Annotated in this window: 21 protein-coding genes; 11 read left to right on the top strand and 10 right to left on the bottom strand. The window is 73.1% G+C overall.

Features of this window, described 5'->3' with window-relative positions:
* Window positions 1–92 precede the first annotated feature (92 nt).
* Entirely contained in the window at window positions 93–683 is a 591-nt protein-coding gene (locus ACWDD9_RS06980; protein ID WP_117485971.1) for a TetR/AcrR family transcriptional regulator, read from the bottom strand.
* Window positions 684–782: 99 nt separating this feature from the next.
* Here ACWDD9_RS06980 and ACWDD9_RS06975 point away from each other — a divergent pair, with 99 nt between their 5' ends.
* Window positions 783–1,697, top strand: a complete 915-nt coding sequence (locus ACWDD9_RS06975; RefSeq protein WP_449811006.1) for an alpha/beta hydrolase family protein — start codon at window positions 783–785, stop codon at window positions 1,695–1,697.
* Window positions 1,698–1,769: 72 nt separating this feature from the next.
* On the opposite strand, the gene ACWDD9_RS06970 is transcribed toward ACWDD9_RS06975, so the two are convergent.
* Complete coding sequence (locus ACWDD9_RS06970) at window positions 1,770–2,960, bottom strand: alpha/beta hydrolase family protein (protein WP_449811005.1); 1,191 nt, start codon at window positions 2,958–2,960, stop codon at window positions 1,770–1,772.
* A 167-nt stretch (window positions 2,961–3,127) separates the two neighbouring features.
* On the opposite strand from ACWDD9_RS06970, the gene ACWDD9_RS06965 reads away from it, so the two are divergent.
* On the top strand, window positions 3,128–4,279 hold the full coding sequence (locus ACWDD9_RS06965) for a histidine kinase (protein ID WP_449811004.1): 1,152 nt from the start codon (window positions 3,128–3,130) through the stop codon (window positions 4,277–4,279).
* Window positions 4,276–4,965 (top strand): response regulator, encoded by a 690-nt coding sequence (locus tag ACWDD9_RS06960; protein ID WP_449811003.1) that lies wholly within the window; start codon window positions 4,276–4,278, stop codon window positions 4,963–4,965. Before ACWDD9_RS06965 ends, ACWDD9_RS06960 begins: the two co-directional genes overlap by 4 nt.
* A gap of 123 nt (window positions 4,966–5,088) precedes the next feature.
* Here the strand turns inward: ACWDD9_RS06960 and ACWDD9_RS06955 are convergent, their stop codons facing one another.
* Window positions 5,089–6,840, bottom strand: coding sequence for a peroxidase family protein (locus ACWDD9_RS06955; RefSeq protein WP_449811002.1), 1,752 nt, complete (start codon window positions 6,838–6,840; stop codon window positions 5,089–5,091).
* A 599-nt stretch (window positions 6,841–7,439) separates the two neighbouring features.
* Here ACWDD9_RS06955 and ACWDD9_RS06950 point away from each other — a divergent pair.
* The 4 genes from ACWDD9_RS06950 (at window position 7,440) to ACWDD9_RS06935 (ending at window position 9,319) form a co-directional block, all read left to right on the top strand.
* Complete coding sequence (locus ACWDD9_RS06950) at window positions 7,440–7,676, top strand: hypothetical protein (protein ID WP_375873075.1); 237 nt, start codon at window positions 7,440–7,442, stop codon at window positions 7,674–7,676.
* Window positions 7,677–7,713: 37 nt separating this feature from the next.
* On the top strand, window positions 7,714–8,028 hold the full coding sequence (locus ACWDD9_RS06945; protein ID WP_049649572.1) for a hypothetical protein: 315 nt from the start codon (window positions 7,714–7,716) through the stop codon (window positions 8,026–8,028).
* Window positions 8,025–8,753: a hypothetical protein gene (locus ACWDD9_RS06940; RefSeq protein ID WP_159028338.1), complete on the top strand. Its 729-nt coding sequence runs from the start codon at window positions 8,025–8,027 to the stop codon at window positions 8,751–8,753. Before ACWDD9_RS06945 ends, ACWDD9_RS06940 begins: the two co-directional genes overlap by 4 nt.
* Window positions 8,754–9,022: 269 nt before the next feature.
* The gene (locus ACWDD9_RS06935) at window positions 9,023–9,319 is read left to right on the top strand and encodes a hypothetical protein (RefSeq protein WP_049649570.1); all 297 of its coding nucleotides are present in this window, start codon (window positions 9,023–9,025) and stop codon (window positions 9,317–9,319) included.
* A 139-nt stretch (window positions 9,320–9,458) separates the two neighbouring features.
* Here the strand turns inward: ACWDD9_RS06935 and ACWDD9_RS06930 are convergent, their stop codons facing one another.
* A complete protein-coding gene (locus tag ACWDD9_RS06930) occupies window positions 9,459–9,608 on the bottom strand; it encodes a hypothetical protein (RefSeq protein WP_199823037.1) in 150 nt (49 codons plus the stop codon).
* A gap of 106 nt (window positions 9,609–9,714) precedes the next feature.
* Here ACWDD9_RS06930 and ACWDD9_RS06925 point away from each other — a divergent pair, with 106 nt between their 5' ends.
* Window positions 9,715–10,800: a DUF5937 family protein gene (locus tag ACWDD9_RS06925; protein ID WP_049649569.1), complete on the top strand. Its 1,086-nt coding sequence runs from the start codon at window positions 9,715–9,717 to the stop codon at window positions 10,798–10,800.
* An 18-nt stretch (window positions 10,801–10,818) separates the two neighbouring features.
* On the opposite strand, the gene ACWDD9_RS06920 is transcribed toward ACWDD9_RS06925, so the two are convergent.
* From ACWDD9_RS06920 to ACWDD9_RS06900, 5 genes are read right to left on the bottom strand one after another with little or no spacing between them, the layout of a single operon-like run.
* Window positions 10,819–11,823, bottom strand: a complete 1,005-nt coding sequence (locus tag ACWDD9_RS06920) for an ABC transporter ATP-binding protein (RefSeq protein WP_449811001.1) — start codon at window positions 11,821–11,823, stop codon at window positions 10,819–10,821.
* Window positions 11,820–12,842, bottom strand: coding sequence for an ABC transporter ATP-binding protein (locus ACWDD9_RS06915; RefSeq protein WP_053111945.1), 1,023 nt, complete (start codon window positions 12,840–12,842; stop codon window positions 11,820–11,822). Before ACWDD9_RS06915 ends, ACWDD9_RS06920 begins: the two co-directional genes overlap by 4 nt.
* Complete coding sequence (locus ACWDD9_RS06910) at window positions 12,839–13,771, bottom strand: ABC transporter permease (RefSeq protein ID WP_449811000.1); 933 nt, start codon at window positions 13,769–13,771, stop codon at window positions 12,839–12,841. The genes ACWDD9_RS06915 and ACWDD9_RS06910 overlap by 4 nt, the downstream gene beginning before the upstream one ends.
* Window positions 13,758–14,726, bottom strand: a complete 969-nt coding sequence (locus ACWDD9_RS06905) for an ABC transporter permease (protein WP_449810999.1) — start codon at window positions 14,724–14,726, stop codon at window positions 13,758–13,760. Before ACWDD9_RS06905 ends, ACWDD9_RS06910 begins: the two co-directional genes overlap by 14 nt.
* Window positions 14,723–16,279: an ABC transporter substrate-binding protein gene (locus tag ACWDD9_RS06900; protein ID WP_449810998.1), complete on the bottom strand. Its 1,557-nt coding sequence runs from the start codon at window positions 16,277–16,279 to the stop codon at window positions 14,723–14,725. The genes ACWDD9_RS06905 and ACWDD9_RS06900 overlap by 4 nt, the downstream gene beginning before the upstream one ends.
* Window positions 16,280–16,526: 247 nt before the next feature.
* On the opposite strand from ACWDD9_RS06900, the gene ACWDD9_RS06895 reads away from it, so the two are divergent.
* From ACWDD9_RS06895 to ACWDD9_RS06885, 3 genes are all read left to right on the top strand, one after another.
* Window positions 16,527–17,126, top strand: coding sequence for a TetR family transcriptional regulator (locus tag ACWDD9_RS06895; RefSeq protein WP_380738320.1), 600 nt, complete (start codon window positions 16,527–16,529; stop codon window positions 17,124–17,126).
* Window positions 17,127–17,256: 130 nt separating this feature from the next.
* The gene (locus ACWDD9_RS06890) at window positions 17,257–18,012 is read left to right on the top strand and encodes a tyrosine-protein phosphatase (RefSeq protein WP_449810997.1); all 756 of its coding nucleotides are present in this window, start codon (window positions 17,257–17,259) and stop codon (window positions 18,010–18,012) included.
* Window positions 18,006–19,781, top strand: coding sequence for a glycoside hydrolase family 3 protein (locus ACWDD9_RS06885; RefSeq protein WP_449810996.1), 1,776 nt, complete (start codon window positions 18,006–18,008; stop codon window positions 19,779–19,781). The genes ACWDD9_RS06890 and ACWDD9_RS06885 overlap by 7 nt, the downstream gene beginning before the upstream one ends.
* A gap of 52 nt (window positions 19,782–19,833) precedes the next feature.
* Here ACWDD9_RS06885 and car read toward each other — a convergent pair whose 3' ends face one another.
* The gene (car, locus tag ACWDD9_RS06880; protein ID WP_449810995.1) at window positions 19,834–23,376 is read right to left on the bottom strand and encodes a carboxylic acid reductase; all 3,543 of its coding nucleotides are present in this window, start codon (window positions 23,374–23,376) and stop codon (window positions 19,834–19,836) included.
* Window positions 23,377–23,436: the final 60 nt, after the last annotated feature.

Genomic DNA, 23,436 nt, shown 5'->3' with positions numbered 1-23,436 from the left:
CCTCCGGCGCATCACCCCGCCCCGACGGGGTCGCCTGATCGATGGTGACCCCGACGGTGCGTCCTGTGGCAAGACCGTGCGGATTCCCGTCGTCAGGCCGCCGCGGGACCGTCCGGGGGCATGGTGGTCCGGCAGCCGGCGAGGAGGCGGGAGACCATGGCCCGCGCATGCTCGCGGTCGTAACCCGGGCCCAGGATGCACAGGTTGCCGACCGCGCGCATCAGCGTGTACGCGGTGACGTCCGGGTCGAGTTCGCCCCGGGCCGCGGCGGCGTCGAGGAGCGAGGCGCAGGCCGGGACCAGCGTGTCGAGCATCAGGGAGTGCAGGCTCTGCAGGCCGGGGTCCTCGGACTGGAGCGCCGCCCCCAGTCCGTGCTTCGTGACCAGGAACTCCACGAACGCGTCCATCCACCGCTCCAGGGCCTCGCCCGGCCTCGGCGACCCCGCGAGGTCGGCGGCGAGTTGCGCGCACTCGTCCACCTGGTGCCGGTAGACCGCGACGACCAGCTCCGCCCGGGAGGGGAAGTGGCGGTACACGGTGCCCAGGCCCACGCCGGCCCGGCCGGCGATGTCGCGGATGGGCGCCTGGACGCCCTGTTCGACGAACACCTGCGCCGCGGCCGCGAGCAGGGACTGGCGGGTGCGCTGTGCGCCTGCCGCTCTGGAGCCGGCCGATGGGGACAAGGTCTCACCTCTGGTTCGCGGAACATTGTTCCGCTAATGTGAGCGGAACATCGTTCCGCCAAGTATGCGGCACGCGTCCTCCCGACAGAGAGTCCGCACATGCTCACTCCCGCGCAATCCCGGACGAAGACCGTCGCGGTCAAGCCCATCACCGTTCCCGCCGGCGAGCGGACGGTGCCCCTGCAGGTCAAGGTGACCGCACCGGCCGAGGGCCGCGGCCTCCCGGTCATCGTGTTCTCCCACGGCAACGCGTGGTCGATGGACGGCTACGAGCCGCTGGTCGACCGCTGGGCCGCCGCTGGCTTCGTCGTCGTGCAGCCGACCCACCTGGACTCGCGCCGCAATGCCATAGGGTTCGACGATCCGAGGTTCGGCACCATCTGGCGCGTGCGCGTCGACGACCTCCACGCCGTGCTGGACCACCTCGACGCCGTCCTGGCCGAGGCGGGCGACCTGATCGACCGCGCCGACCGAAGCCGTGTCGCCCTCGTCGGGCACTCCTGGGGCGCCCAGACCGTCGGCGCCCTGCTGGGCGCCCGGGTGTTCGACGCCGACGGCGTCCCGGGCGGGGACCTCTCCCACGGCGGAGCGACGGCGGGCGTGCTCATCGCGGCGACCGGCACGGGCGACTCGCTCACGCCGTTCGCCGTCGAGCACCTGCCCTTCATGCGGCCGGACTACTCCACCATGACCACGCCGGCGCTCGTCATCGCGGGCGACAGGGATCAATCGAGGATGTCCACGCGCGGACCGGACTGGTTCCTCGACGCCTTCGACCTCAGCCCCGCCCCCAAGCGGCTCCTCGTCGTCCCCGGCGGGGAGCACACCCTGGGCGGCATCGCCGGGGAGGCCGTGAGCGAGACCACCGACCCGGACGCCGACCGGGTCGCCCTCGTCGCCGACGCCGTCGCCGCGTACCTCCTCGACGCCCTCGGACTCGGCCCCGGTGCGTGGTCCCGCTTCCGCGCCGACACCGAAGCCGCCGGGAAGGCGTCCTTCCGGCACAAGGACTGACCCCGGCCCGCATTCGCCGCCCCGCGGGATTCCCCGGGTCGTGATCCCCGTGCGAGGCCGGCGCCAAGGCGTTCACCGGGCGTAGTCGACCTCGGGGAAGTCGGGGGACGGGCCGTCGAGCAGCCGCCCCTGGTCGCGGAGGTGGAGGTCGAAGAAGGCGCGCGGGTAGGCGCGTTGGAACGCCTGTGCCCGGTGCCCGGGAATCGTCCCGACATCCTCCTCCAGGTCGGACGCCGACCTGCCCAGGAGGGGGGCGAGCAGCGGCAGGATCAGCACGTCGTCGCCGAACGACTGGTGCGCGGCTCCCCGTACGGTCAGGTGCAGGCGCCAGCCGCGCAGGTGCGACCAGAACGCGCGCAGGGCGGGGTTGTTCTCCATGCCGCCCTTGCCGGGGGTGTCCACGACCAGGAACGGACGGTCGAGCCCGGCGTCCACCACCGGGCCCGCCGCACCCCCGTCCAGGCTCATGCCCGCCGTGATCCGCCCGTCGGTGAGCATCGTCGCGGCGGTGGTGGCGCCGCCCAGGGAGTGGCCGAGCATCCCGACGCGCCGCGGGTCGAGCGCCCCGCGCAGGCCGGCGGGCAGCGGGGTGCGGCAGACGCCGGGGTGGCCACCCGCGCGGAGGACGGCGAGCCGGTCCAGGACGAGGCGGATGTCGTCGGTACGGACCGCGAGGGCCTTGGCGTAGTCGCTGATCCCGCCCGTCGGGTTCGTCTCGACGCGTCCGCCGGGGAAGGCGACCGCCGCCGCGTCGTAGGTGTGGTCGACGGTGACCACCACGAAGCCGTGACTGGCGAGGTCCTCCACGACGCCGGTGCCGAACGACCGTGACGCGTCGGCGCCGGGGGAGTAGAGCACGACGGGCAGGGGGCCGGGTGGGCCGCCGACGGGAGCGCCCTCGTGGCCGTGGGTGGCTCCCAGCCGTACCCGGCCGGGAGGCAGGCCGAGGATGCTCAGGTACCGGTCGGCCGCCGCCGGAGGCATCCAGGGAACGGTGGGGCGGTCCGCGCGGCCGCGGGCGGGGTACCAGACGCTGATCATCAGCTCACGGCAGGGGCGGGAGGGCACCCAGGGGTCCGGCCGCGTGGTGTCGGCCAGGTGCAGCGCGACCGTGCCCAGCGGGTACGGTCCGTTCGGGGCGGGCAGTTGGAACCGCACGGGTTCCTCCTGCCCCGGTCGCGCGACGGCCGCCGGCGCGAGCGGACCCGGGATCAGGGCGGCGGCCAGTGCGGCGCCCGAGGACAGCAGTGTTCTCCGGTTCATGCGTTCCACTGTTCCGGCCGACGAGCCGGGCGGCTTCGCCCCCGGGGAGGAACCCGGTGTCAGCCCAGGAGGGTACGACGGGCATCGGTCGCGCGGATGACTCAGCCCGTGAGATGACGTCCTCCGGGCTGACGGGCCCTGGGCCCCGCTTGGATAGCGTGGCCGGCATGGGTGACGGTGAGTCACGGCCGCTGGTGGCCGGACGTCTGCGGGACGGACAGTGGCAGGGCGTGGACACGGTCGCGGCCGTGCTCCTCGCCCTGGCGTTCGGCGTGAGCGAGACGCTGAGCGGTGGCTGGGGCGCGGGGGTCGTGGCGGCGGTGGTCTGGCTGCCGGTCGCGGTGCGGCGCAGGTGGCCCGTCCGGGTTCTGTACACGGTCCTGGCCGGAGCGGTCCTCGCCGTGGTGTCCACCGGATGGGAGGCGTCCTGGGTCCCGGTCGGGACCGCCCTGTACACGGTGGCGGCGCGGGAACCGCGGCGCCGGTCCGCGACGGCGCTCGGCTGCTCGCTGGGCGCCGTCGCGGCGGCCATGGCCCTCGGACCGCGACCGGTCCCGGCCTCCGAGGTCGCGGGGGGCTTCGTCTTCGCGTCCCTGATGATGGCCCTGCCCTGGCTGGTGGGCACCGCGCTGAGGGAGCAGCGGTCGTACGCGGAACTCGCCGCCCGGCAGGCCGTGACGGACGAGCGCCTGCGGATCGCCCGCGAGCTCCACGACGTGGTGGCCCACCATCTGACCGTCATCACGGTCCGGGCCGAGGTGGCCCGCGCGGTGGCCGCCACCAACCCGGAGGAGACCGAGCGGACCCTCGCCCTGGTCGGGACGGCGGGCCGGACGGCGCTCACCGAGATGCGCCGCATGCTCGGCGTGCTGCGCTCACCCGGTGACGGAGCCGAGCTCGGGGCCGCCCCCGGTCTGGCGGACCTGCCCGCGCTCGCGGCCGGCGCGGGCCCGCGCGTGGAGCTGTCCGTCGACCCGGACCCACCGCTCCCCCCGGGGGTGGAACTGGCGGTCTACCGGATCGTCCAGGAGGCCCTCACCAACGTCGTCAGGCACGCGGGGTCGGCGGACTGCCGGGTGAGCCTGTCCCGGGTGGATCCCGAGGCGGTCGAGATCGAGGTCGTCAACGACGCGCCGGCCCGGCTGCCGTCTCAGCTCCCGTCCCGGTTCCCGTTCCGGCGTCTCGGCGGCGGGCACGGGCTCGTCGGGATGCGGGAGCGGGCGGCCATGTGCGGCGGGACCTTCTCCGCCGGCCCCCTGGCGACGGGCGGGTTCCGGGTGCACGCGCGGCTGCCCTGCGGATCGGAGGCGGCACGGTGAACCGGCCGGTCCGGGTCCTCATCGCCGACGACCAGGCGCTGTTGCGGACGGGCTTCCGCCTGCTCATCGAGAGCGTGCCGGACCTCGCCGTCGCGGGCGAGGCCGCCGACGGGGAGCAGGCCGTCGAACTCGCCCTGCGGCTGCGGCCCGACGTCGTGCTGATGGACATCCGGATGCCCGGCATGGACGGTCTGGAGGCCACCCGGCGCATCTGCGCGGACCCGGACGCCGTCGGCACCCGTGTGCTGGTCCTCACCACCTTCGACCTGGACGAGTACGTGTACGCGGCACTCCGCGGCGGAGCCAGCGGATTCCTCCTGAAGGACATCCTCCCCGCCGACCTGCTGGCGGCCCTGCGGGTGGTCGCCGCCGGCGACGCCCTGCTCGCGCCCGCCGTCACCCGCCGGCTGATCCACGAGTTCGCCGGACGCCACGAGCCGCGCCCGCGGCTCGCCCGGGAGCTGGCGGGCCTGACCCCACGGGAACGGGAAGTCCTCCGACTGGTGGCCCGGGGACTGCCCAACCGCGGGATCGCCGACCATCTGGGGCTGAGCATCGCGACCGTCAAGACCCACGTCCGGCGGCTGCTGGCCAAGCTCGACGCCCACGACCGGGCCCAGCTGGTCGTCATCGCCTATGAGACGGGCGTGGTCACCGCGGGTGGGAACCCCCCGTCCACGGGCTGACGCCTCACCGGCCGGGACGGTGGACCTGATCTTCATCAAGAGCTCCGCCCCCGTTCCCCGCAGCCGACCACGAGCACCGTCGACGTGAGGACCTTTTCGGCGGCCGGGCCCGGGGGCCTGTCGTCACACGAGTCCGGCGATGCGCACGAGGTCCGCCATGTAGAACGTGCCGGGGTCCTTGCCGAACGTCGGCTTCCACGGGTTCGCCGAGTTCCTGCTGTTGTGGCTGAGGTACGAACCCGGGTCGGCCTTGATCAGTGCGGCGATCACCTCGCCGACGACGGCGCTGCCCAGGGTGCCGAGTTTGAGGCTGCCCACGTCCGACTTCTCTTCGAGCGCGCCCTCGCCCAGGACGTAGTACCAGGGCGGTACGTGGTCGAAGTCCTGCAGCCCGAAGTCCTTCGGCGTGTAAGGATCGTGGCCCGAGCTGTACTTCGCGTACACCTCCTTGGCGAGGTCCTCCCCGGAGGGCAGCCCCTTGCTGCCGTCCTTGCGGACGAAGGAGTTCGCGCGGCGCAGGTTCCGGATGGCGATGGAGAGCAGCGGCGAGTAGAGCTGGCCCTGGTAGGGGTTTCCGTCCGGGAGCCCTTCCTTCTCCGTGGAGTCCTCCAGCCACGTCAGGGGGCTGTCGATGGGCGGCGGCATCTGGAGGAAGGCGTGGATGATCTTCCTGTCGAACCTCTTCGCGTACTGGGGTTGCTGCGTGGCCCCCGGGATCACGAAGAACTGGTGCCAGTCGATGACCTGTTCGGTGCGCAGCGGCGAGAACGGTCTGCGGAAGTTGAAGAGGTGGCCGGTCGTGGTGTTGTTGAGGCGGTACTCCTCGACCGGCAGCGAATGCAGCCGGTAGGCGGCGGCGGTGAATTCGAGGGGCAGCGCGACCGGCTTGTCCTGCGGGGGGTTGAAGAGGAGGAAGGGGGCTTCCTTGTTCTCGGCCGCCGCCTTGACCTTCGCGTACACCGAGTCCTTCACGATCCTGGGAAGCCAGTCGTTGAGGATCATCCACTGGTAGTGCCAGACGACCTGTTGCTTGGCCGTGTCGAAGAGGGCGACGTCCGGGACCGAGCCCTTCAGCATGTCGACCACGGCGTTGTGGAACAGCATGAAGGCGTGGTGGATCTGGATCGAGATGATGGTGTTGTCGTTGCGCGGGTCGGCGATGACCGGGACGCCCTGGGGGTTGCGGGGCACGTCGTAGTCGCGGTTCGGGTCGATCCAGAACTTTCCGACGTCGAGGTTGTCGTAGAACGCGAACGACTGGGTCTTGGGACCGAGTCCGTAGACGTGGGAGAGGTCGACCCTGGCGCTGCGGAAGTTCGTCGTGTCCCCGATGGTGTTGCTGTCGAAGGTCACGTCGGCCTGGAAGGTGATGTTGTGGTCGAGGAACTGGCCGAGGTAGGTGTAGCCCGCCGGGATGCCGGCCTCGGCCGGGGCCGTCGACGGCTTCGACGGCTTCGCCAGGTACTTGTCGTCGATCTTCTCGCCGAGCTCGGCGCACTGCCTCTTGTCGAACGGGAGCGGGGGGTTGAGGTCCATCTGACCGCCGGGCGCGCCGAGTTCCTCGATCAGATCGTCGCCCGGCACGTACCCGTGCAGCGCGGGGAACAGCCACGTGTAGGTGCCGGTCTCCACCACCGTGTCCCGGAACGCGACCGGGGTGTGCGGCTCCGCGGGGCGGGTGCCGTCGCCCAGGTCCAGGCGCAGCGGACAGCCGTGGCCGGTGAAGGTGGGGTCGGCGACCCGGAGGCCGTCCGGATTCAGCGCTGCTTGTCCGTCGTGGCCCAGGAGTTGGTCGAGGAGCCGGGCGCGGGCCTCCTCCCGTCGGGTGGCGACGTCGTTGGCGGGCGCGTCGGCCGTCGTGGTGTCCGTGGTCATCGGAGGACTCTTCCTTCCGTCGTCCGGGTGACGGCGCAGGGGGCGCTCTCACCCGGGGGCTTCACGGCCGACTCGGTCACGGCCGCTCCGCACGCATGCCCGCACTCCGCCGTGCGGGTAACCCCGGCCGCCGAACACCACCGCAAAGGCCCGGTGCCTTGACCCGGGCAGCCCGCCCGGGGTGGTGGGCGGTCACCTGTCGGCCCACGATCGGACCGGATACAGCACTTCGGTCCGGAGTTCCTCGGGGCGTGAGCCCGCGGGCCGGTCGCTCCGGGTAGTCGTACCGCACCGGGTTGCGATCGTGGACGGGATGGTGTGCGCTGGGAAGTGTGCGAACCGTCGGCCGGCCGGGCCGGACCCTCGCTCCGGACCCCGGCGGCGCCGAAAGCGGGACGAGGGCGAAGGAGGCGACGGACACCTCGAACGGGGGCAAGCCGGCCGTGACGGACTGACCGGCCGGCGGTCAGGATCCGCAGGGCGAGTCCGGAGATCAGATCATGGGAATAGAATTCACGGTCGTCGATGCCGTCCCATATGAGCACGGCCGCAGCACGGAGCCATTGATATGGCATGGTACTGCCACCTTCAGTCACCCCGTGAAGAATGCCGAAGCCGCTATCCAGGCGTTCTCCCTTGAATTCCTGAGGGGGCCCTACAATCCCGGTGAAGCCCCCTACGGCAAGGAGCACGTCGATTGCTCCGTGGGGAAACTGGCCGGTAATACCGCCGCGGTCCAGGTGACGTTCCTGCTGCGCCCGCGGGACGCCGGCCCCGACTACAACTTCCAGGCCTCGGCGCGGATCCTGGTCATCGCCGAGACGGGTGGGATGTAGCGGGAAACGGGAAGGGAAGACAGTGACCGGAGTGAGTGTGGCGCCGATCATCCAGGTCGAGCAGTGCCATTTCGACTTTCCGCGGTCCAGCGACGCATCCGTCAGGACCCTGACGCAGCAGTTCTCGTTCGAGCAGTGCGTCAACAGGGCGGTCGCCTTCGTGTCCGGCTACTCCGGGCACTACACCGATGATCCGAACCTGAACATCGGAAGGATCCATGTGAAGGCGGAGGCCAGCCTTGAGGACGCCCAGAAGGGTGAGATCCTGGTGACGTGTGAATGGGCATTCGATCCCCAGGCCAGCAGCTTCCCGTCGGCCGGGGAGGTCTGGGTGACCGTGCTGGGCTGGTGAGCGGTGTGGAGACCGGAGGCAGCGGCGGCCGGCTGGACGTGACGGCCGAGGACGTCCCGGCCGACCCGGGTTCCGTGGTCACCGCCGCGTTCCGGGTGGTCGACGCGCGGGAGGGGGTCGCGGGAGCGGACCTCGTCCTCACCGCCGATCCGGGGCTGACCTTCGAGGAGGACGTCGTGGGGTTCAGCCGGAACGGAGGCCGGCCGGGGACCTTCCGGGGCGAGCGGTCGCCGGGGAATTCCACCCTGAGGTGCGCGGGCGCCCATCTCGACGTCTACGACAGCGGGGACCGGATCGACCTCGATGTCGCCGTCCGCGTCGGCAGCGGGCTCTCCTCCGGCGATCCCAAGGTTCGGCTGGCCGTCACGAGCCCGCCGGACTGCCCACCGGAGACCTACGGGTCCGGAGACGTGACCGTTCACGTCAAGCGACTCGTTCCCCGCATCGACAGGGTCGACCCCCCTGACGTGGAGGAACGGGGGCCGGTCACTTTCGAGGGCAGCAATCTCGGCCTGGTGCGCTGGGCGGTGTTCGCGGACGAAGACGGCAGGACGGTCATCACGGATGCCAAGGGTAGCGATGTCGGCTACCTGGCGACGTCGAAGCGCCCGCCGGGGCTGGCCAACGGGTGCGGAAAGGTCTGGCTCTCCACTGCCGATACGCAGAACGAGATCGCGCCGGGCAACACGAGCAATAGTCTGGACATCGTCTTCGAGAATCCGTAGCGGCATCGCGTGTCCCGCCGGATCGGGTTTCTCCCGGGCCGTGCGCAAAGGGGAGTGCTGCGCCCACGTCCCGACAGGGGCATTTTATCAATGATTCGTCAGCGAATCATCTTGGTGGTGATGTTGTTGATGTATCTCCATGAAACTGTGTTTCCCGACCGAATGGGGTTGCCCAGCCGCCGGTGGGCTTTTAGATTGGATTCAGGTCTTGCTCCACCGGGGCTAATTCCGACCGACGGCACGCGTGAGAGAAGAGGAGGCGAGACAGGATGGGCATGCACATTACCTCCGTTTACCCGCCCCAGGTCGAGGCGGGCGGACCGGTTCATCTGGAGGGCAGTGACCTCGGCCTGGCGCGCTGGGCGGTGTTCACGGACGAAGACAGCAAGCACAGCCTGACCGTGCCCGCGACCGGGGTGGACGTCGGCAGGGCGGCCGACTCGGTATGCCCCGACGGTCTGGATACGAGTGAGGGGACGATCGCCCTCTCGGACGCCAAGACGAAGGATCAGGTCAATTCGTCGAACACCAGCAATTCGGTACCCCTCGGCTTCGTCGCGCGGTGACACCGCGCGCCTGCGTACGAAAAGCGCAGGGGTGATACGGATCCGCCCGCCATCCTGTGATGACGGGCGGATTCGACCTCGGACCCGTGTCCAAGGCATCGGCAAGCCGAGGTGTTCGTAGCACCGCGCGTCCGTCTCGCTAGGACCGCCGGAGTCCGAGGGCCGCGCGGATGCGGCCGGCGACCGCCCGCAGGACGGCGAGGTCGTGGGTGCCGGGCAGGGGCGGGGCCGGTTCGCCGCGCTGGGCGGCCCGGTGGCTGTCGAGGAGGTGCTGCTGCAGTGCGTTCATGTCCTCACCCTGCGCCCGGCGCGCCCCTCCCGTCCCGTCGATTGACGGTACTGGTCAAACGACGGGACGGCGCCGCCGCCCGATCCGGCACCATGGTGGGGTGAGCGTGACCATAGACATCACCGGACTGCCGCACGAGCGGATCATCTTCTGCCCCTCGCCGCTGGCCGAACTCGGCAACGCCCTGCACGCGCTGGCCGAGCCCGCTCACCACCCACGCCTGCACGCGTGGACGACGGCGACCTCCGCCACGCTCGAACCGGAGCTCGCCGACCGGCTCGTCGAGGCCGACTTCATGTGGCGCTCGACCCGCTCCGACTTCCTGATGCCGCCCCGGCCCCGGGAGACGCTCGCCGAGGAACTGGACGACCTCGACCAGCTGGACGACGAGACCTTCGTCGGCTCGGCCCTGGAGATCTCCTGCAACAGCAGCCGCTACTCGCAGGGCATGCCCTCGCCGCTGACCGACGGCCGGTCGCGGCGCCGCGCGCTCGACCTCGCCGCCGCGCGCGGCCCGCGCCAGGCGGCCTTCGTCGAACGGACGCTCGCCGACCCCACCGGCACCCGCGCCTGGATCCGGCGCCTCCTGGAGGACTGCGACCGGGCGTTCTTCGCCGACGCCTGGCGCCGCGTCCAGGTCCAGCTCGCCGCCGACGCCCGGCACAAGACCGACCTGCTGCGCCGCAAGGGCCTGGCGGAGGCGCTCGCGGCGACCTCCTCCGTACTGAGCCTGGAGGAGGACGGGCACGGCACCCGCATCGTCGTCGACAAACTGGTGCACGGCCGTACCGAGGCCGGCAGCACGGGCGTCACCCTGCTGCCGACCGTCTTCGGCTGGCCGCACTTCTTCGCCCTGTACGCGCCGGGCTGGCAGCCCGTGATCCAGTACCCGGCCGCCGCCCACGAGGTCGGCGGCGCCGAGTCGGTGGAGACGGTGAAGCTGCGCCTGGAGGCGCTGACCCACCCGATGCGGATGAACCTGTGCCGCCACCTCGCGCGCGGGGCGTACTCGACGAGCGAGCTGGCCGACTCACAGGACATCACCGCACCGGAAGTCTCCCGCCACCTCGCCGTCCTGCGCAAGGCCGGGCTGCTCACCACCCGCCGCCGGGGCCGCTACGTCCTCCACCAGCTCGACCTGTCGGTCGTGGCCCGGATCGGCAGCGACTTCCTGGAGTCCGTCCTGCGTTAAGTGTGCTGTCCCGGGAGGTCAGGCCTGGGCGGCGCCGACCAGCGGGCGGTGGCAGGCCACCGTGCGGCCGGGTGCCACTTCCCGGTGGCGGGGCTCCTCGGTGGCGCAGCGGGAGTCGGCCAGGGGGCAGCGGGTGCGGAAGCGGCAGCCGCTGGGCGGGGCGAGCGGGGAGGGCGGGTCGGCGGGGAGCAGGCCGGTGTCGCGCAGCGGGCGGCCGGGTTCGGGGACGGCGGCGAGCAGGGCGGCGGTGTAGGGGTGGGCCGGGGCGGCGAGCACGGCCTCGGTGGGGCCGCGCTCGCAGACGCGGCCGAGCTGGAGCACGGCCACCTCGTCGCTCACCGCCCGGACCACGCCGAGGTCGTGGGAGATGAACAGGCCGGCCAGTCCGCGCTCCTCGGTGAGCCCGCGCAGCAGGTTGAGCACGGTGGCCTGGGCCGAGACGTCGAGCGCGGAGACCGCCTCGTCGGCGATCAGGACGCGCGGCCCGGCGGCCAACGCCCGGGCGATGGCGACCCGTTGGGCCTGTCCGCCGGAGAGCTGGTGGGGCCGGCGGTCGCCGAACAGGGCGGGCGGCAGGCCGACGGCCTCCAGCTGCCGGGTGACGGTCTCCTCGCGGTCGCGGGCCGGGTCGGGGTGGGCGTCGAGGGGTTCGGCGACGAGGTCGCGGACCCGGCGGCGCGGGTTGAGGGAGGAGAGCGGGTCCTGGAAGACCATCTGGAGGCGGGGCCGGACGGCCCGCAGGGCGCGCGGGGAGAGCGCGGCGAGGTCGGTGCCGTCGAGGGTGACGGTGCCGGTGGTGGGCGGGGGCAGCCGCAGCAGGGCCTTGGCGATGCTGCTCTTGCCGGAGCCGGACTCGCCGACCAGGGCGAGGGTGCGGCGCGGGTACAGGGCCAGGTCGACGCCGCTGACGGCGTGCAGCGGGCCGGAGCGGGTGCGGTGGACGACGCTCAGGCCGGTGGCCTCCAGGACGGGCCGTCTTGGTGTGGCGGCGTCGGGGCCCACGGCTTCGGGGGAGGTGGTCATGCCGCGGGCTCCAGTTCGTCGGGGGTGGTGATGTCGGCTTCGGTGAGCGGGAAGTGGCAGTCGGCGGTGTGGCCGTCCGCCGAGGTGTGGGCGGGCGGCGCGGTCGTGGTGCAGAGCTCCGTCGCCCGTTCGCAGCGCGGGGCGAAGGGGCAGCCGGGGGTGGGCCGGGTGAGGTCGGGCGGCGAGCCGGGGATGGCGGGCAGGGTGCGGCGCAGCGGCCCGGTGACCCGGGGGACGGAGCGCAGCAGGGCCGCGGTGTAGGGGTGCCGGGGGTCGCGGGTGACGGCCTCGGTGGGGCCGGTCTCGACGATCCGGCCGCCGTACATGACGGCGATGCGCCGGGCCCGCCCGTACAGCAGGCCGATGTCGTGGGTGATCAGCAGGGTGGCCAGGCCCCGTTCGACCCGGTGCTGGTCGAGCAGGTCGAGGACGGTGCGCTGGACGGTGACGTCGAGGGCGGTGGTGGGTTCGTCGGCGAGCAGCAGGGCGGGTTCGCCGGCCAGCGCGGCGGCGATGCCGACGCGCTGGCGCAGGCCGCCGGAGAGCTCGTGCGGGTGGGCGCGGGCCCGCCGGGCGGGGTCGGGGACGTCGACGGCGGCGAGCAGTTCGGCGGCGGTGCGCAGCCGTTCGCGCCGGGAGAGGCGGCGCCGGTTGGTGATCGACTCGGTGACCTGGTCGGCGATCCGGACCACCGGGTTGAGCGAGGTCATCGGGTCCTGGTGGACCATGGCGATGCCGGTGCCGAGCAGTTCGGCGCGGCGGGCGGGGGTGGCGGCGAGCAGGTCCTCGCCGTTCAGCCGGATCTCGCCGGTGGCGACGGCCCTGGTGGTGCGGGACTCGACGCCGAGGACGGTGCGGGCGAGCACGGACTTGCCGGAGCCGGACTCGCCGACCACGCCGAGGCACTCGCCGGCCGCGATGCTCAGGCCGACGCCGTGCAGGACGTGCAGGGCGCGGCCGTCGGGGGTGTGCAGGACGGTGTCCAGCGAGCGGACGTCGAGGACGGGGGCGGAGGTCATCCGCGCACTCCCTTCGTGGTGGGGGGCTTCGGGGCGGTGGGCTTCGGGGCAGTGGGCTTCGCGGCGGCGGGCTTCGCGGCGGCGGGAGTGCCCGAACGCAGCTGCTCCCCGAGGTAGTTGAGGGCGAGGACGGTCAGGCAGAGCACCGCCGCGGGCGCCAGCGAGATCCACGGCGCGCTGCCGAGCGCGGTGCGGCCCTCGGCGATGATGCCGCCCCAGGAGGGCTCCGGCGGGCGCAGCCCGAAGCCGAGGAAGCTGAGCGAGCCCTCGGCGACGATGGCGACGGTGGTGGCGGTGAAGGCGAAGGTGAGGGCGACCGGTACGACGTGCGGGACGATCTCGCGGCGCAGGATCCGCAGCGGGGCGGTGCCGATCATGCGGGCTGCCTGGACGAAGCCGCGCTCGCCGAGCGAGAGCACGACGGCGCGCACCACCCGGGTGAAGTGCGGGACGGTGAACAGCCCGATCAGGGTGCCGATCACGGTGAGGCTCGGGCCGCGCAGCGAGACCGTGATCATCACCAGGATCAGGCTGGGCACGGACATCAGCAGGTCGGTCGCGAAGCCGATCGCCTTGTCGACCGGGCCGCGGAACCAGCCGGCGGCGAGGCCGAGCGCGCCGCCGCCGAGCAGGCCGACCAGGATGGTCAGGGCGGCGACGGTGAACGAGGCGCGGGCGCCGGCGACGGTGCGTTGCAGGACGTCCCGTCCGGCGGCGTCGGTGCCCAGCCAGTGGCCGGGGCCGGGGGCGGCGGAGGGGTGGGCGAAGTCGCCGTGCAGCGGGTCGAAGCCGGGCAGCAGGGGAAGCAGCAGGGCTGCGAGGGCGACCAGGGCCAGCCAGGCCGCGGCGGCGAGCACACCGGCCGGGGGCCGGCGCCGGACGGTGCGGGCCTGAAGAACGGTGACGACGGTGGTCTCAACGGTGCTCATGGGCGATCCTCGGGTCGATCGTGCGGTACAGCAGGTCGACCGCGAAGGTGGCCGCGACCACGCCGAGGGCGCTGACCACCACGACGGCCTGGACGACCGGGAAGTCCCGGCCGGCGATGGCGGCGGAGGCCAGGCTGCCGACGCCGGGCACCGCGAACAGCGACTCGACCAGCACCGACCCGCCGAGCGAGGTCCCGATGCCGATCCCGATCAGCGTCACCAGCGGCAGGCTGGACGGCCGCAGGGCGCGGCGCAGCAGCAGCCGGGTGGTGCCCATGCCGCGGCTGCGGGCGGCGGCGATGTACGGCTGGTCGAGGGTGTCGAGCAGTTGTCCGCGCAGGGTGCGGGTGAACACGGCGGCCTCGGTGAGGCCGAGGGTGAGCGCGGGCAGCACCAGGTGGCGGAGGTTCTCGGCCGGGTCCTCGGTGAACGGGGTCCAGCCGGTGGCGGGCAGGACGCGCAGCTGGACGGCGGCGATCCAGATCAGCAGCAGGCCGAGGGCGAAGCCGGGGACGGCGAGCCAGCCGAAGGTGCCGGCGGTGGCGATCCTGTCGAAGGTGCCGCCGGGCCGCCAGGCGGAGAGCAGGGCGACGGGCACGGCCAGGCAGAGTGCCACCAGCTGGGCGGCGAGGAAGAGTTCGAGGGTGACGGGGATGCGGTCGGCGAGTTCGGTGGTGACGGCGGCTCCGGTGGACAGCGAGTGGCCGAGGTCGCCGCGCAGGGCGTCGCCGATCCACTGCCAGGTGGCGGCGAACAGGTTGCGGTCCAGGCCGAGCCCGGCCTCGTAGGCGGAGATCTGCTCGGGGGTGGCGGTGGGGCCGAGGGCGGCGACGGCGGGCGAGCCGGGCATCAGGTGGGGCAGGGCGAGGGCGGCGACGGTGACCAGCAGCAGGACGGCCGCGGCGCGGCCGACCCGTCCGCCGTACCGCAGGGCGGTCCGGGTGCCGGGGGTCATCGCTTCACCCACAGGGTGGCGGGGGAGAGGTTGAGGACGGTGCGCTTGGAGAGGTCGGGCAGGCCGCCGACCTTGGCGGTGGAGAGGAAGCCGACGGTGTTCTCGGTGAGGAAGGCCATCGGCGCCTCGTCGACGACCCGCCGGGCGGCCTGGCCGTAGGCGGCCGAGCGCTTGGCGGGGTCGGTCGAGGCGCGGCCCTCGGTGATCGCCTTGGCGGCCTCCGGGTCGGTCCAACCCATGAAGTTGTACGGCGAGTTCGGCAGGTAGAGGCTGCCGAGCGCGGTGTCGGTGTCGCCGAACATGCTGGTGATGAAGTCCAGCACCTGGAACTTGCGCTGGAGCATCGCGGTGCCCAGGCTCGCGTTGTCCATCGGCTTGATGGTCATCCTGATCCCGGCCTCGCCGAGCATCTGCTGGAGCACGGTGGCGCGCTGCTGGGCCTCGGGGCGGCTGTCGACGAGGTAGTCGAAGGCGAGGTCGGGGTGGCCGGCCTCGGCGAGCAGGGCGCGGGCCTTGGCCGTGTCGTGGGCCGGGTACGCGCCGGCGGTGCGGTACGGGGAGCGGGAGCCGATCGGGCCGTCGGAGACGGCGCCCTGGCCGAGGAAGACGACCTTCTCCAGGGCCTCGCGGTCGATGGCGTACTGCACGGCCCGGCGGACCCGGACGTCGTCGAAGGGCGCGGCCTTGGTGTTGAAGACGACGGTGCTGGTGGAGCCGGGCCCGGTGGCGGTGCGCAGCCCGTCGGCGGCGGCCTGCTTGAGCTGGCCGGGCGTCTCGGTCCAGATCAGGTCGGTGTCGCCGGAGCGCAGCGACTGGTAGCGGCTGTCGGCGTCGGACAGCACCCGGTAGACGAGCTTGTCGGCGTGGCCCTTGGTGCCCCAGTAGGCGGGGTTGCGGGCGAGGGTGACGGAGACTCCGGGCTGGACGCTCTCCACGGTGTACGGGCCGGAGCCGACGGCGGGGGAGTCGCCGGAGGGCGCCTCAGAGACGTACCCGAGGGAGCGGGTGAACAGGTTGGGGAAGGCGGCGTCGGGGGCCTTGAGGGTGAAGGCGAGGGTGGTGGGGCCGGTGACGGCGGTGGTGGCGATGGCGGCCGCGTCGAGGGCGCAGGCGCACTTGCTCTCCGGCTTGGCGAGCCGGGCGACGTGGTCGGCGACGGCCTGGGCGTCCAGCGGCTTGCCGTCACTGAAGGTCACGCCCTCGCGCAGGTCGAGGGTCCAGACCGTGGCGTCGGTGTTGGGCGTGAAGGACTTGGCGAGGTACGGCTGGACGGTGCCGTTGTCGCCGTTGACCATCAGCGGGTCGTACAGGGCGTTGGCGAGGACCATCATCGGCATCTGGATCAGGGTTCCGTCGGCCGGGTCGAGCTTGGCGAACGGCCGGTCCAGGCCGATCTTGAGCGTGCCGCCGTCCACGGCCGGCCCGTCGGCCGCCGCGCCGGTGTTCCCGGCGGCGCCGCCGGTGCCGGACAGCGCGTCGTCGGAGGCGGAGCAGGCGGTGAGGGTGAGGGCGGCGGCGAGGGCCGCCGATGCCAGGAGGTAGTGCCGCTTCATGGTTCCTCGGTTCGGGGGAGTGGGGGCGGCCAGGGGGAGTGCGGCCGCCGACGCGACACACCATTCCGGAAGTGGCAGGACTGTCAAAAGGCAGTTGTGCAAATTCCGGATGACGAAACCCGGAAGAGTCGGCGCTCGCCTTGAGCGGGCCCGGCCGGACGTGGTTCCGTACTCATGGCGGCCCCCTCGGCGGCCCCACCCACCGACACGACCGACACTCAACTCACCGAACGGGAGCGGAAGAACGATGCAGGGGACGGACACCGCGGCGGAGCAGGGCATGCGCGACCGGAAGAAGGCGCGCACCCGCGACAGCATCCGCAGCGCGGCGCTCGACCTCTTCGAGGAGCAGGGCTACGAGCGCACCACCGTGGACCGGATCTGCCGCCGCGCCGACGTCGCCCACCGCACCTTCTTCCGCTACTACCCGGCCAAGGAGGCGCTGCTGTTCGGCTGGGACTTCGGCCAGGTCGTCCTCGACGCCTTCGCCGCCGCCCCCGCCGAACTCCCGCTCTGGGCCGCGCTCGACCACGCGCTGACCGTCACCGGCGGACGGCTGGAGGAGCCCGTCGAGCACACCGAGCGGCGCCGCCGGCTGCGCCGGGGCCTGCTCGACGTGCACTCCGTGCACAACTACGCCCTGGTCGTCATCGACGCCTTCACCGAACGCACCGTCACCATCGCCGCCGAGCGGCTCGACGTCGACCCGGCCACCGACCTGCGTCCGACCGCGCTCGGTGCGATGTTCGGCGGCATGGTGCGGCGCCACGTCCTGATCGGCTCGGAGAGCGGCACCCTGACCGACTGGGTCAGGGCCTACCGGGACGTGCTCGCCACCGCGGGCTGACCCGACCCCGTACCCCGTCACTCCCGGGCGCGCCGCCGGCCGCCCGGACGGCACCGCACGCCCTCTTCCCCTTTTGCACACCCCCCGCACGACTTTTGCACACCCCCCGCACGACCCGAAAGGCCTCCGCATGTCCCTGGTCAACTTCCGCGACCCCGCAGCGCTCGCCGACCCCGCGAGCCGCTGGATCCGTCCCGGCGCCCTGTTCCGCTCCGCCCAGCCCTTCCCCGCCGCCGACGCGGCCGTCGTCGCCCGGCTGCGCGAGCACGGCATCACCACCGTCGTCGACCTCCGGGGCGAGGCCGAGACCGGCCCCGAGGACTGGGCCGCCGCCGAGGCCGCCGGCATCGCCGTCGTCGCCGCCCGGATCGAGCCGACCAACGACGAACTCGCGCGGGCCATGCGGACCATGACCACCGCCGAGGACCTCGGCGCCTTCTACCTGCTGATGGCCGAGTCCGCGCCGCGGGCCCTCGCCGCCGCCGTGGAGGCCACCGTCCGCCCCGGCGGGGTGCTGGTGCACTGCGCCGCCGGCAAGGACCGCACCGGGCTGCTCACCGCGCTGCTGCTGGAGCTGCTCGGGGTGCCGGCCGAGGAGATCGTCGCCGACTACGCCCGCACCAACGAGGCGATCCAGCAGATCTGGGCCGGGCTCGCCGACCGCAACCGTGCCGCCCTCAACGAGGTCGAGGCCGGCCGGATGGTCGTCCCCGCGCCGCTGCTGGAGGCCCCCGCCGGGGCGATGAGCGCCTTCCTCGACCTGGTCCGGGCCAGGCACGGCGGCGCCGCCGGCTTCCTGGCCGTCTGCGGGGTCACCGCCGAGACGATCGAGGCCTTCCGCGCCAAGGCCGCCGCGTCGAACACCGCCGAGGTGACGGCATGCTGACCGTCCTGCACCACACCGACGGCACGCCCTTCCGCGACCTCAACCACAACGGCACCATGGAGCCCTACGAGGACCCGCGGCTGCCCGTCGAGAAGCGGGTCGAGGACCTGCTGGCCCGGATGACCCCGGAGGAGAAGGCCGCGCAGATGCTGCACGGCCGGATGCTCCCCGGCGACCAGGGCCCGTTCCCCTCCGGCGCCGATCTGATCACCAGGCGGGGCCTCACCCACTTCGCCATGATGGCCGTCCCCGACCCGCGCGCGATGGCCGCCTGGAACAACCACGTCCAGGACCTCGCCGCGGCCGCCCGGCTGGGCATCCCCGTCACCCTCTCCTCCGACCCCCGGCACGGCTTCACCGCCAACCCGGCCACCGCCCACACCGGCGGCGGCTTCAGCACCGGCCCCGAGCCGATCGGCCTCGCCGCCACCGACGACCCCGACCTGGTGCGCCGCTACGCCGACCTGATCCGCCGCGAGCTGTGCGCCGTCGGCATCAAGGTCGCCATCCACCCGATGGCCGACCTCGCCACCGAGCCCCGCTGGGCCCGGATCAGCGGCACCTTCGGGGAGGACCCGGAGCGCGCCTCGCGGATGATCACCGCCTACATCGAGGGCCTCCAGGGCGGGCCGATCGGCCCGGACAGCGTCGCCTGCATGACCAAGCACTTCCCCGGCGGCGGCCCGCAGGCCGGCGGCGAGGACTCGCACTTCGCCGCCGGACGCCGACTGGTCTACCCCGGCGGCGAGTTCGAGACCCACCTGCGGCCCTTCGAGGCGGCCTTCGCCGCGGGCACCGCGCAGATCATGCCCGCCTACGCGATCCCGTCCGGCAGCGGCCTCGCCGAGGTCGGCGCCAACTTCAACCGGGACGTCATCACCGGCCTGCTGCGCGGTCGTTACGGCTTCGACGGCGTGGTCTGCACCGACTTCAACGCCATCACCGGCATGGACGTCCCCGGCGTGGTCACCCTGCCGCCGCGGCACTGGGGCGTCGAGGAGCTGTCCGTCGCCGAGCAGGTCGCGCTCACCCTGGACGCGGGCGCCGACCAGCTCGGCGGCGAGACGGACCCGGAGCTGATCCTGGCCGCCCTCCGCTCCGGTGCGGTCACCGAGGCCCGGCTGGACGAGTCCGTCCGCCGCATCCTGCGCGACAAGTTCCGCCTCGGCCTCTTCGACGACCCGTACGTCGACCCGGACGCCGCCGCCGAACTGGTCGGCGCCCCGGAGGGCCGGGCGCTCGGCCTGGAGGTCCAGCGCCGCTCCGTGGTCCACCTGGCCGGCGAGCCGCGCACCGCCACCCGGCTGTACGTCGAGGGCGTCGACCCGGCCGTCGCCGCCCGGTACGGCACTGTCGTCGATGACCCGGCGCTGGCCGACCTGGCCGTCGTCCGCCTCGCCACCCCGTACGAGCGGCGCGAGGGCCTGCTGGAGCGGCACTTCCACAGCGGCTCGCTGGAGTTCGAGCCGGCCGAGGCGGACCGGCTCGCCGCGCTGGCCGCCGTCGTCCCCACGGTCTTCGCGGCCCAGCTGGAGCGGCCCGCGGTGCTGACCCCGCTCGCCCCGCACGCGGCCCTGCTGATCGGGGAGTTCGGCGCCGCCGACGAGGTCGTCCTGGACGCCGCGCTCGGCCGCGCCCCGATGACCGCGACTCTGCCGTTCGACCTGCCCGCCTCGGACGCCGCGGTGGCCGCGGCCCGCGAGGACGTCCCCTTCGACACCCGCGCCCCGCTCTTCCGCCACGGCCACCGCGCCGGCGCCGGGAGCTGAGCCGGGCCCGCCGCGGGGCCGATGGGGCCCCGCGGCGGCCACGGGGGTGGTGTCAGACCAGGCGGTGCGCCCGGAGGTCGGCCACGTACTTGGTGATCAGGTCCGGTGACAGCCGGGGGATGTCGTTCCCGTCGCCGAGGGCCGCGGCCCGGACCGCCGCCCGGAAACGGTCCGCCGGCAGGGCGGATCCGGCGACCGGCTGGGCCGGCTCGGCGAAGGCGTGCAGCAGCGGGAGCAGCGAGTGCTGCCGCCGGCGGTCGGGCAGGCCGTGCAGGGCGGTCTCGAAGCGCTCGATCCACTCGGCGTGGTCCTGGACGCGGGTCAGCGGGTGCCCGGCCGCCGCCAGCCAGTCGACGACGGTGTCGAGCGAGATGCCGTCGTCGTGCGGGTTGACCACGTTGTACGTCCGGTAGCCCTCCCGTGCGTCGTCGCCGAGCGCGGTGACGGCCCGCGCGGTGAAGTCCACCGGGAGCGCGTCGTAGTGCGCGCGGCCGTCGCCGGTGCCCCGGGCGTAGAAGCTGCCGGGTGCGACGCCCGTCGCCAGCAGGCTCAGCACGAGGCGGGTGAAGACGTCCGGGACGTTGAGCTGACCGCGGTAGCGCGGGTGCGCGAGGATCATGTTCGAGCGGAAGACGGCGACCGGCAGGCCGAACCTCTCGTGCGCCTCGCGCAGCAGCACCTCGCCGGCCCACTTGCTGGCCGCGTAGCCGTCGGCGTAGTCACCGTCGAGGTCGCGAACCCCGCCGGCGGTGCGGATGTCCGCCCACTCGTCGGCGGCCGCCGCGTTCCCGAAGACGACGGCGACCGTCGACAGGTAGGTGAACCGCTTGGTCCGGGAGGTGACCGCGAGCCTGATCAGTTCGGCCGTTCCCAGCACGTTGGGGCCGAACAGCTGGCCGTAGGGCAGGACGTGGTTGACCTGTGCCGCCGGGTGGACGATCAGGTCCACGGTGTCGGCCAGCCGCTGCCAGGTCTCCTCGTCGAGCCCGAGACGCGGCTCCCCGATGTCGCCGGCGACCACCCGGAGGTGCCGGGCGGCGGCCGCGCGGTAGCGCTCCACGAGATCCGGGTCGCCGCTGTCGAAGGCCGCGTCGAGCCGGGCCCGGGCCTCCTCGGCGCAGGAGCCGCGGACCACGCACACCAGCGTGCCGCCGCGCTCCGCCACGCGCTCCAGCCATTCGAGGCACAGGAAGCGGCCCAGGTAGCCGTTGGCGCCGGTCAGCAGGACGGTCCGGGCCTCGGGCAGCGGACCGGTCGGCCTCCGCTCTTCGGCCTGCTCGACGGTCCGCGGGTCGAGGAACGCCTCCAGCCGCAGCTGGGCCGCGTCGAGCCGCGTCGCGTCCAGGCCGTGGACGCTGTCGGCGGTGGGACGGCGGTGGCCCGCCGCGAGCGCCCGCTCGACGTGATCGGCCACCTGCCGCAGCGAGTTGACCGGGTTGACGATCACGTCGACCGGGACGTCGACGTGGAAGATCTCCTTCATCAGCTGGGAGAAGGACAGCGCCGTGAGGCTGTCGCCGCCGAGTTCGAGGAAGCGTGTGTCAGGCTCCACGACACCCTCGTCCAGCCCCAGGAGCGCCTGCGCGGCCCGGAGCACGGTCGCCGGCAGCGGCTGGTCGGTGCCGGCCTGACGCAGCGTCCGGAGCTCCTCGGCCTCGCGGTCGGACAGCTCGGTGTACAGCGCTTCGAGACGCTCGCCGTACCGCTTCGTCAGGGCCGGCCGCAACGGCTTGCGCACCCCGGAGAGCAGCCCGTTCTCCTGGGTGAACGGCTCGGTCTCGACGAGCAGGTCCCGGGGGATCTCGTAGGAGTTCAGCCCCGCCCCGGCGGCGATCTCCCGCAGGGACTCCCGCAGGACCGCCCTGAGGCGCCGGGCGTCCCCGTCGACGCGGTCGAGGGCGTCCCGGGTCGGCACGACGACCGCGAGCAGGTAGGCGCGGGCGCCGCTGCCGTACAGGAAGACCTGCCGGACGACCGGGCTGCCGGTGAAGAGCGCCTCCAGGCGGGAGACGGCGACGAACTCGCCCTGGGACAGCTTGATGACGTTGGAGCGGCGGTCGACGTACCGCAGTTCCTCGGGGCCGAGCCGGGCCATGATGTCGCCCGTGTGGTAGAAGCCGTCCTCGTCGAAGACCTCGGAGGTGGCGTCCGGGCGCCGGAAGTACCCGGGGACGAGCCGCTCGGACCTGATCAGCAGTTCGCCCCTGGGGTACGGCGTGTCGGTGCCGAAGTATCCCAGCTCGGGCACGTCGACCAGCTTGTGGTCGGTCACCGGCGGGCGCTGCACCCGGCCGTCGAGGAAGACGACCCCGCCCTCCGTCGACCCGTAGCCGTCGATCAGCCTGACCTGGAAGCAGTCCTCGACGAAGGCCGTGGTCTCGGCGCTCGGCGGGGCCGAGGCGCTGACGGCCGACAGGAGGCGGCCGCCCATCACCTCCTCCCGCAGCTCCTCCATCACCTGCCCGGCGCTCACCTGCTCGGCCGCGTCGCCGCCGGTCCCGGCCCGGCGGGACAGCTCCGCCCGGTAGTGCCGGAGGAGCAGGTCGGAGATGCGGGGCACCATGAGCAGCTCGGTGGGACGGACCAGGGAGAGGTCCTCGAGGAGCGTCGACAGGTCACTGGACGCCGTGAAACAGGCGAGGCCCCCCTTGGCGAGCGTCCCGAACAGCGCGCCCCTGCCCATCACGTGGCTCAACGGCAGGAAGTTGAGCACGATGGCGGGCCGCACCGGCCGGCCGGGCACGTAGTCGAGCCAGAAGCTCCGGACCAGACGCTCGGTGTACACGGCCCCCTTGGGGGTGCCGGTGCTTCCCGAGGTGTAGATCAGCGAGCTCAGCGTGTCGGGCGCCGACCCGTCGGGGACCCGGGGGAGCGGCGGCAGCGCCCTTCCCCGCTCGACGGTCGACGCCAGCGTGTCCAGGGCCACCCCGCGGCCCAGCGCCGCGAGCCGGGCGCGCGCGGACTCCAGCTCCTCCTGGTGGGCGGTGGCCTCGGGCCGGTGGCCGATGACCACGATCCTGCCCAACGAGGCGGCGTTCGCCGCGAGTTCGAGCGCGACGTCCAGCTGGTCGACGTCCACCACGAGCAGGCGCGGTCCGGCCTGCTCGACGACGGGGGCCAGGTGCGCCGCCGAAGCCCCCGACTGGAGCGGGACGGACACCGCGCCGGAGCGGACACAGGCCAGGTCCGCCACGGCGTACTCGGCGCTCGTGGGCCCGAGGAGGGCGACGAAGTCGCCGGGGCCCAGCGGATGTTCGGGGTGGTGGCGCCACTCGGAGGCCACCGCGCCCACCCGCTCCCGGAGTTCGCCGTAGGTGAGCGTGTCGAACCGCGGCAGGAGGCGCAGCGTGGTGCGGCCCGTCTCCGGGTCGGTGACCGGCTCGGTGGCGCGCTCGCCCAGGGCGGGACGGTCGGCGTACGCCTCCAGCACGGTGGCCACCAGCTCGGCGAGCGGCAGGTCGGGGCGGCGGATCGCCTCGGTGACGGCGTCCAGGGGCGCGGTGTCGCGGAACTGAGGGTCGGTCGCGTACAGGTGGGCGCTTCGTCGGTCGGTACGCGCGTCGAGTTCGTCGGCGGGGAGGTGCGAGAGGGACACGAATGATCTCCTATGCAGCCGAGAAAATCCTGTTCAGGTGGACGGTGGTGCCGTTCGTAT

This window comes from Kitasatospora sp. NPDC001119 (assembly GCF_053598475.1).
The sequence above is the reverse complement of the archived record's forward strand: the minus strand, read 5'-3'. Positions and strand labels throughout refer to the sequence as shown.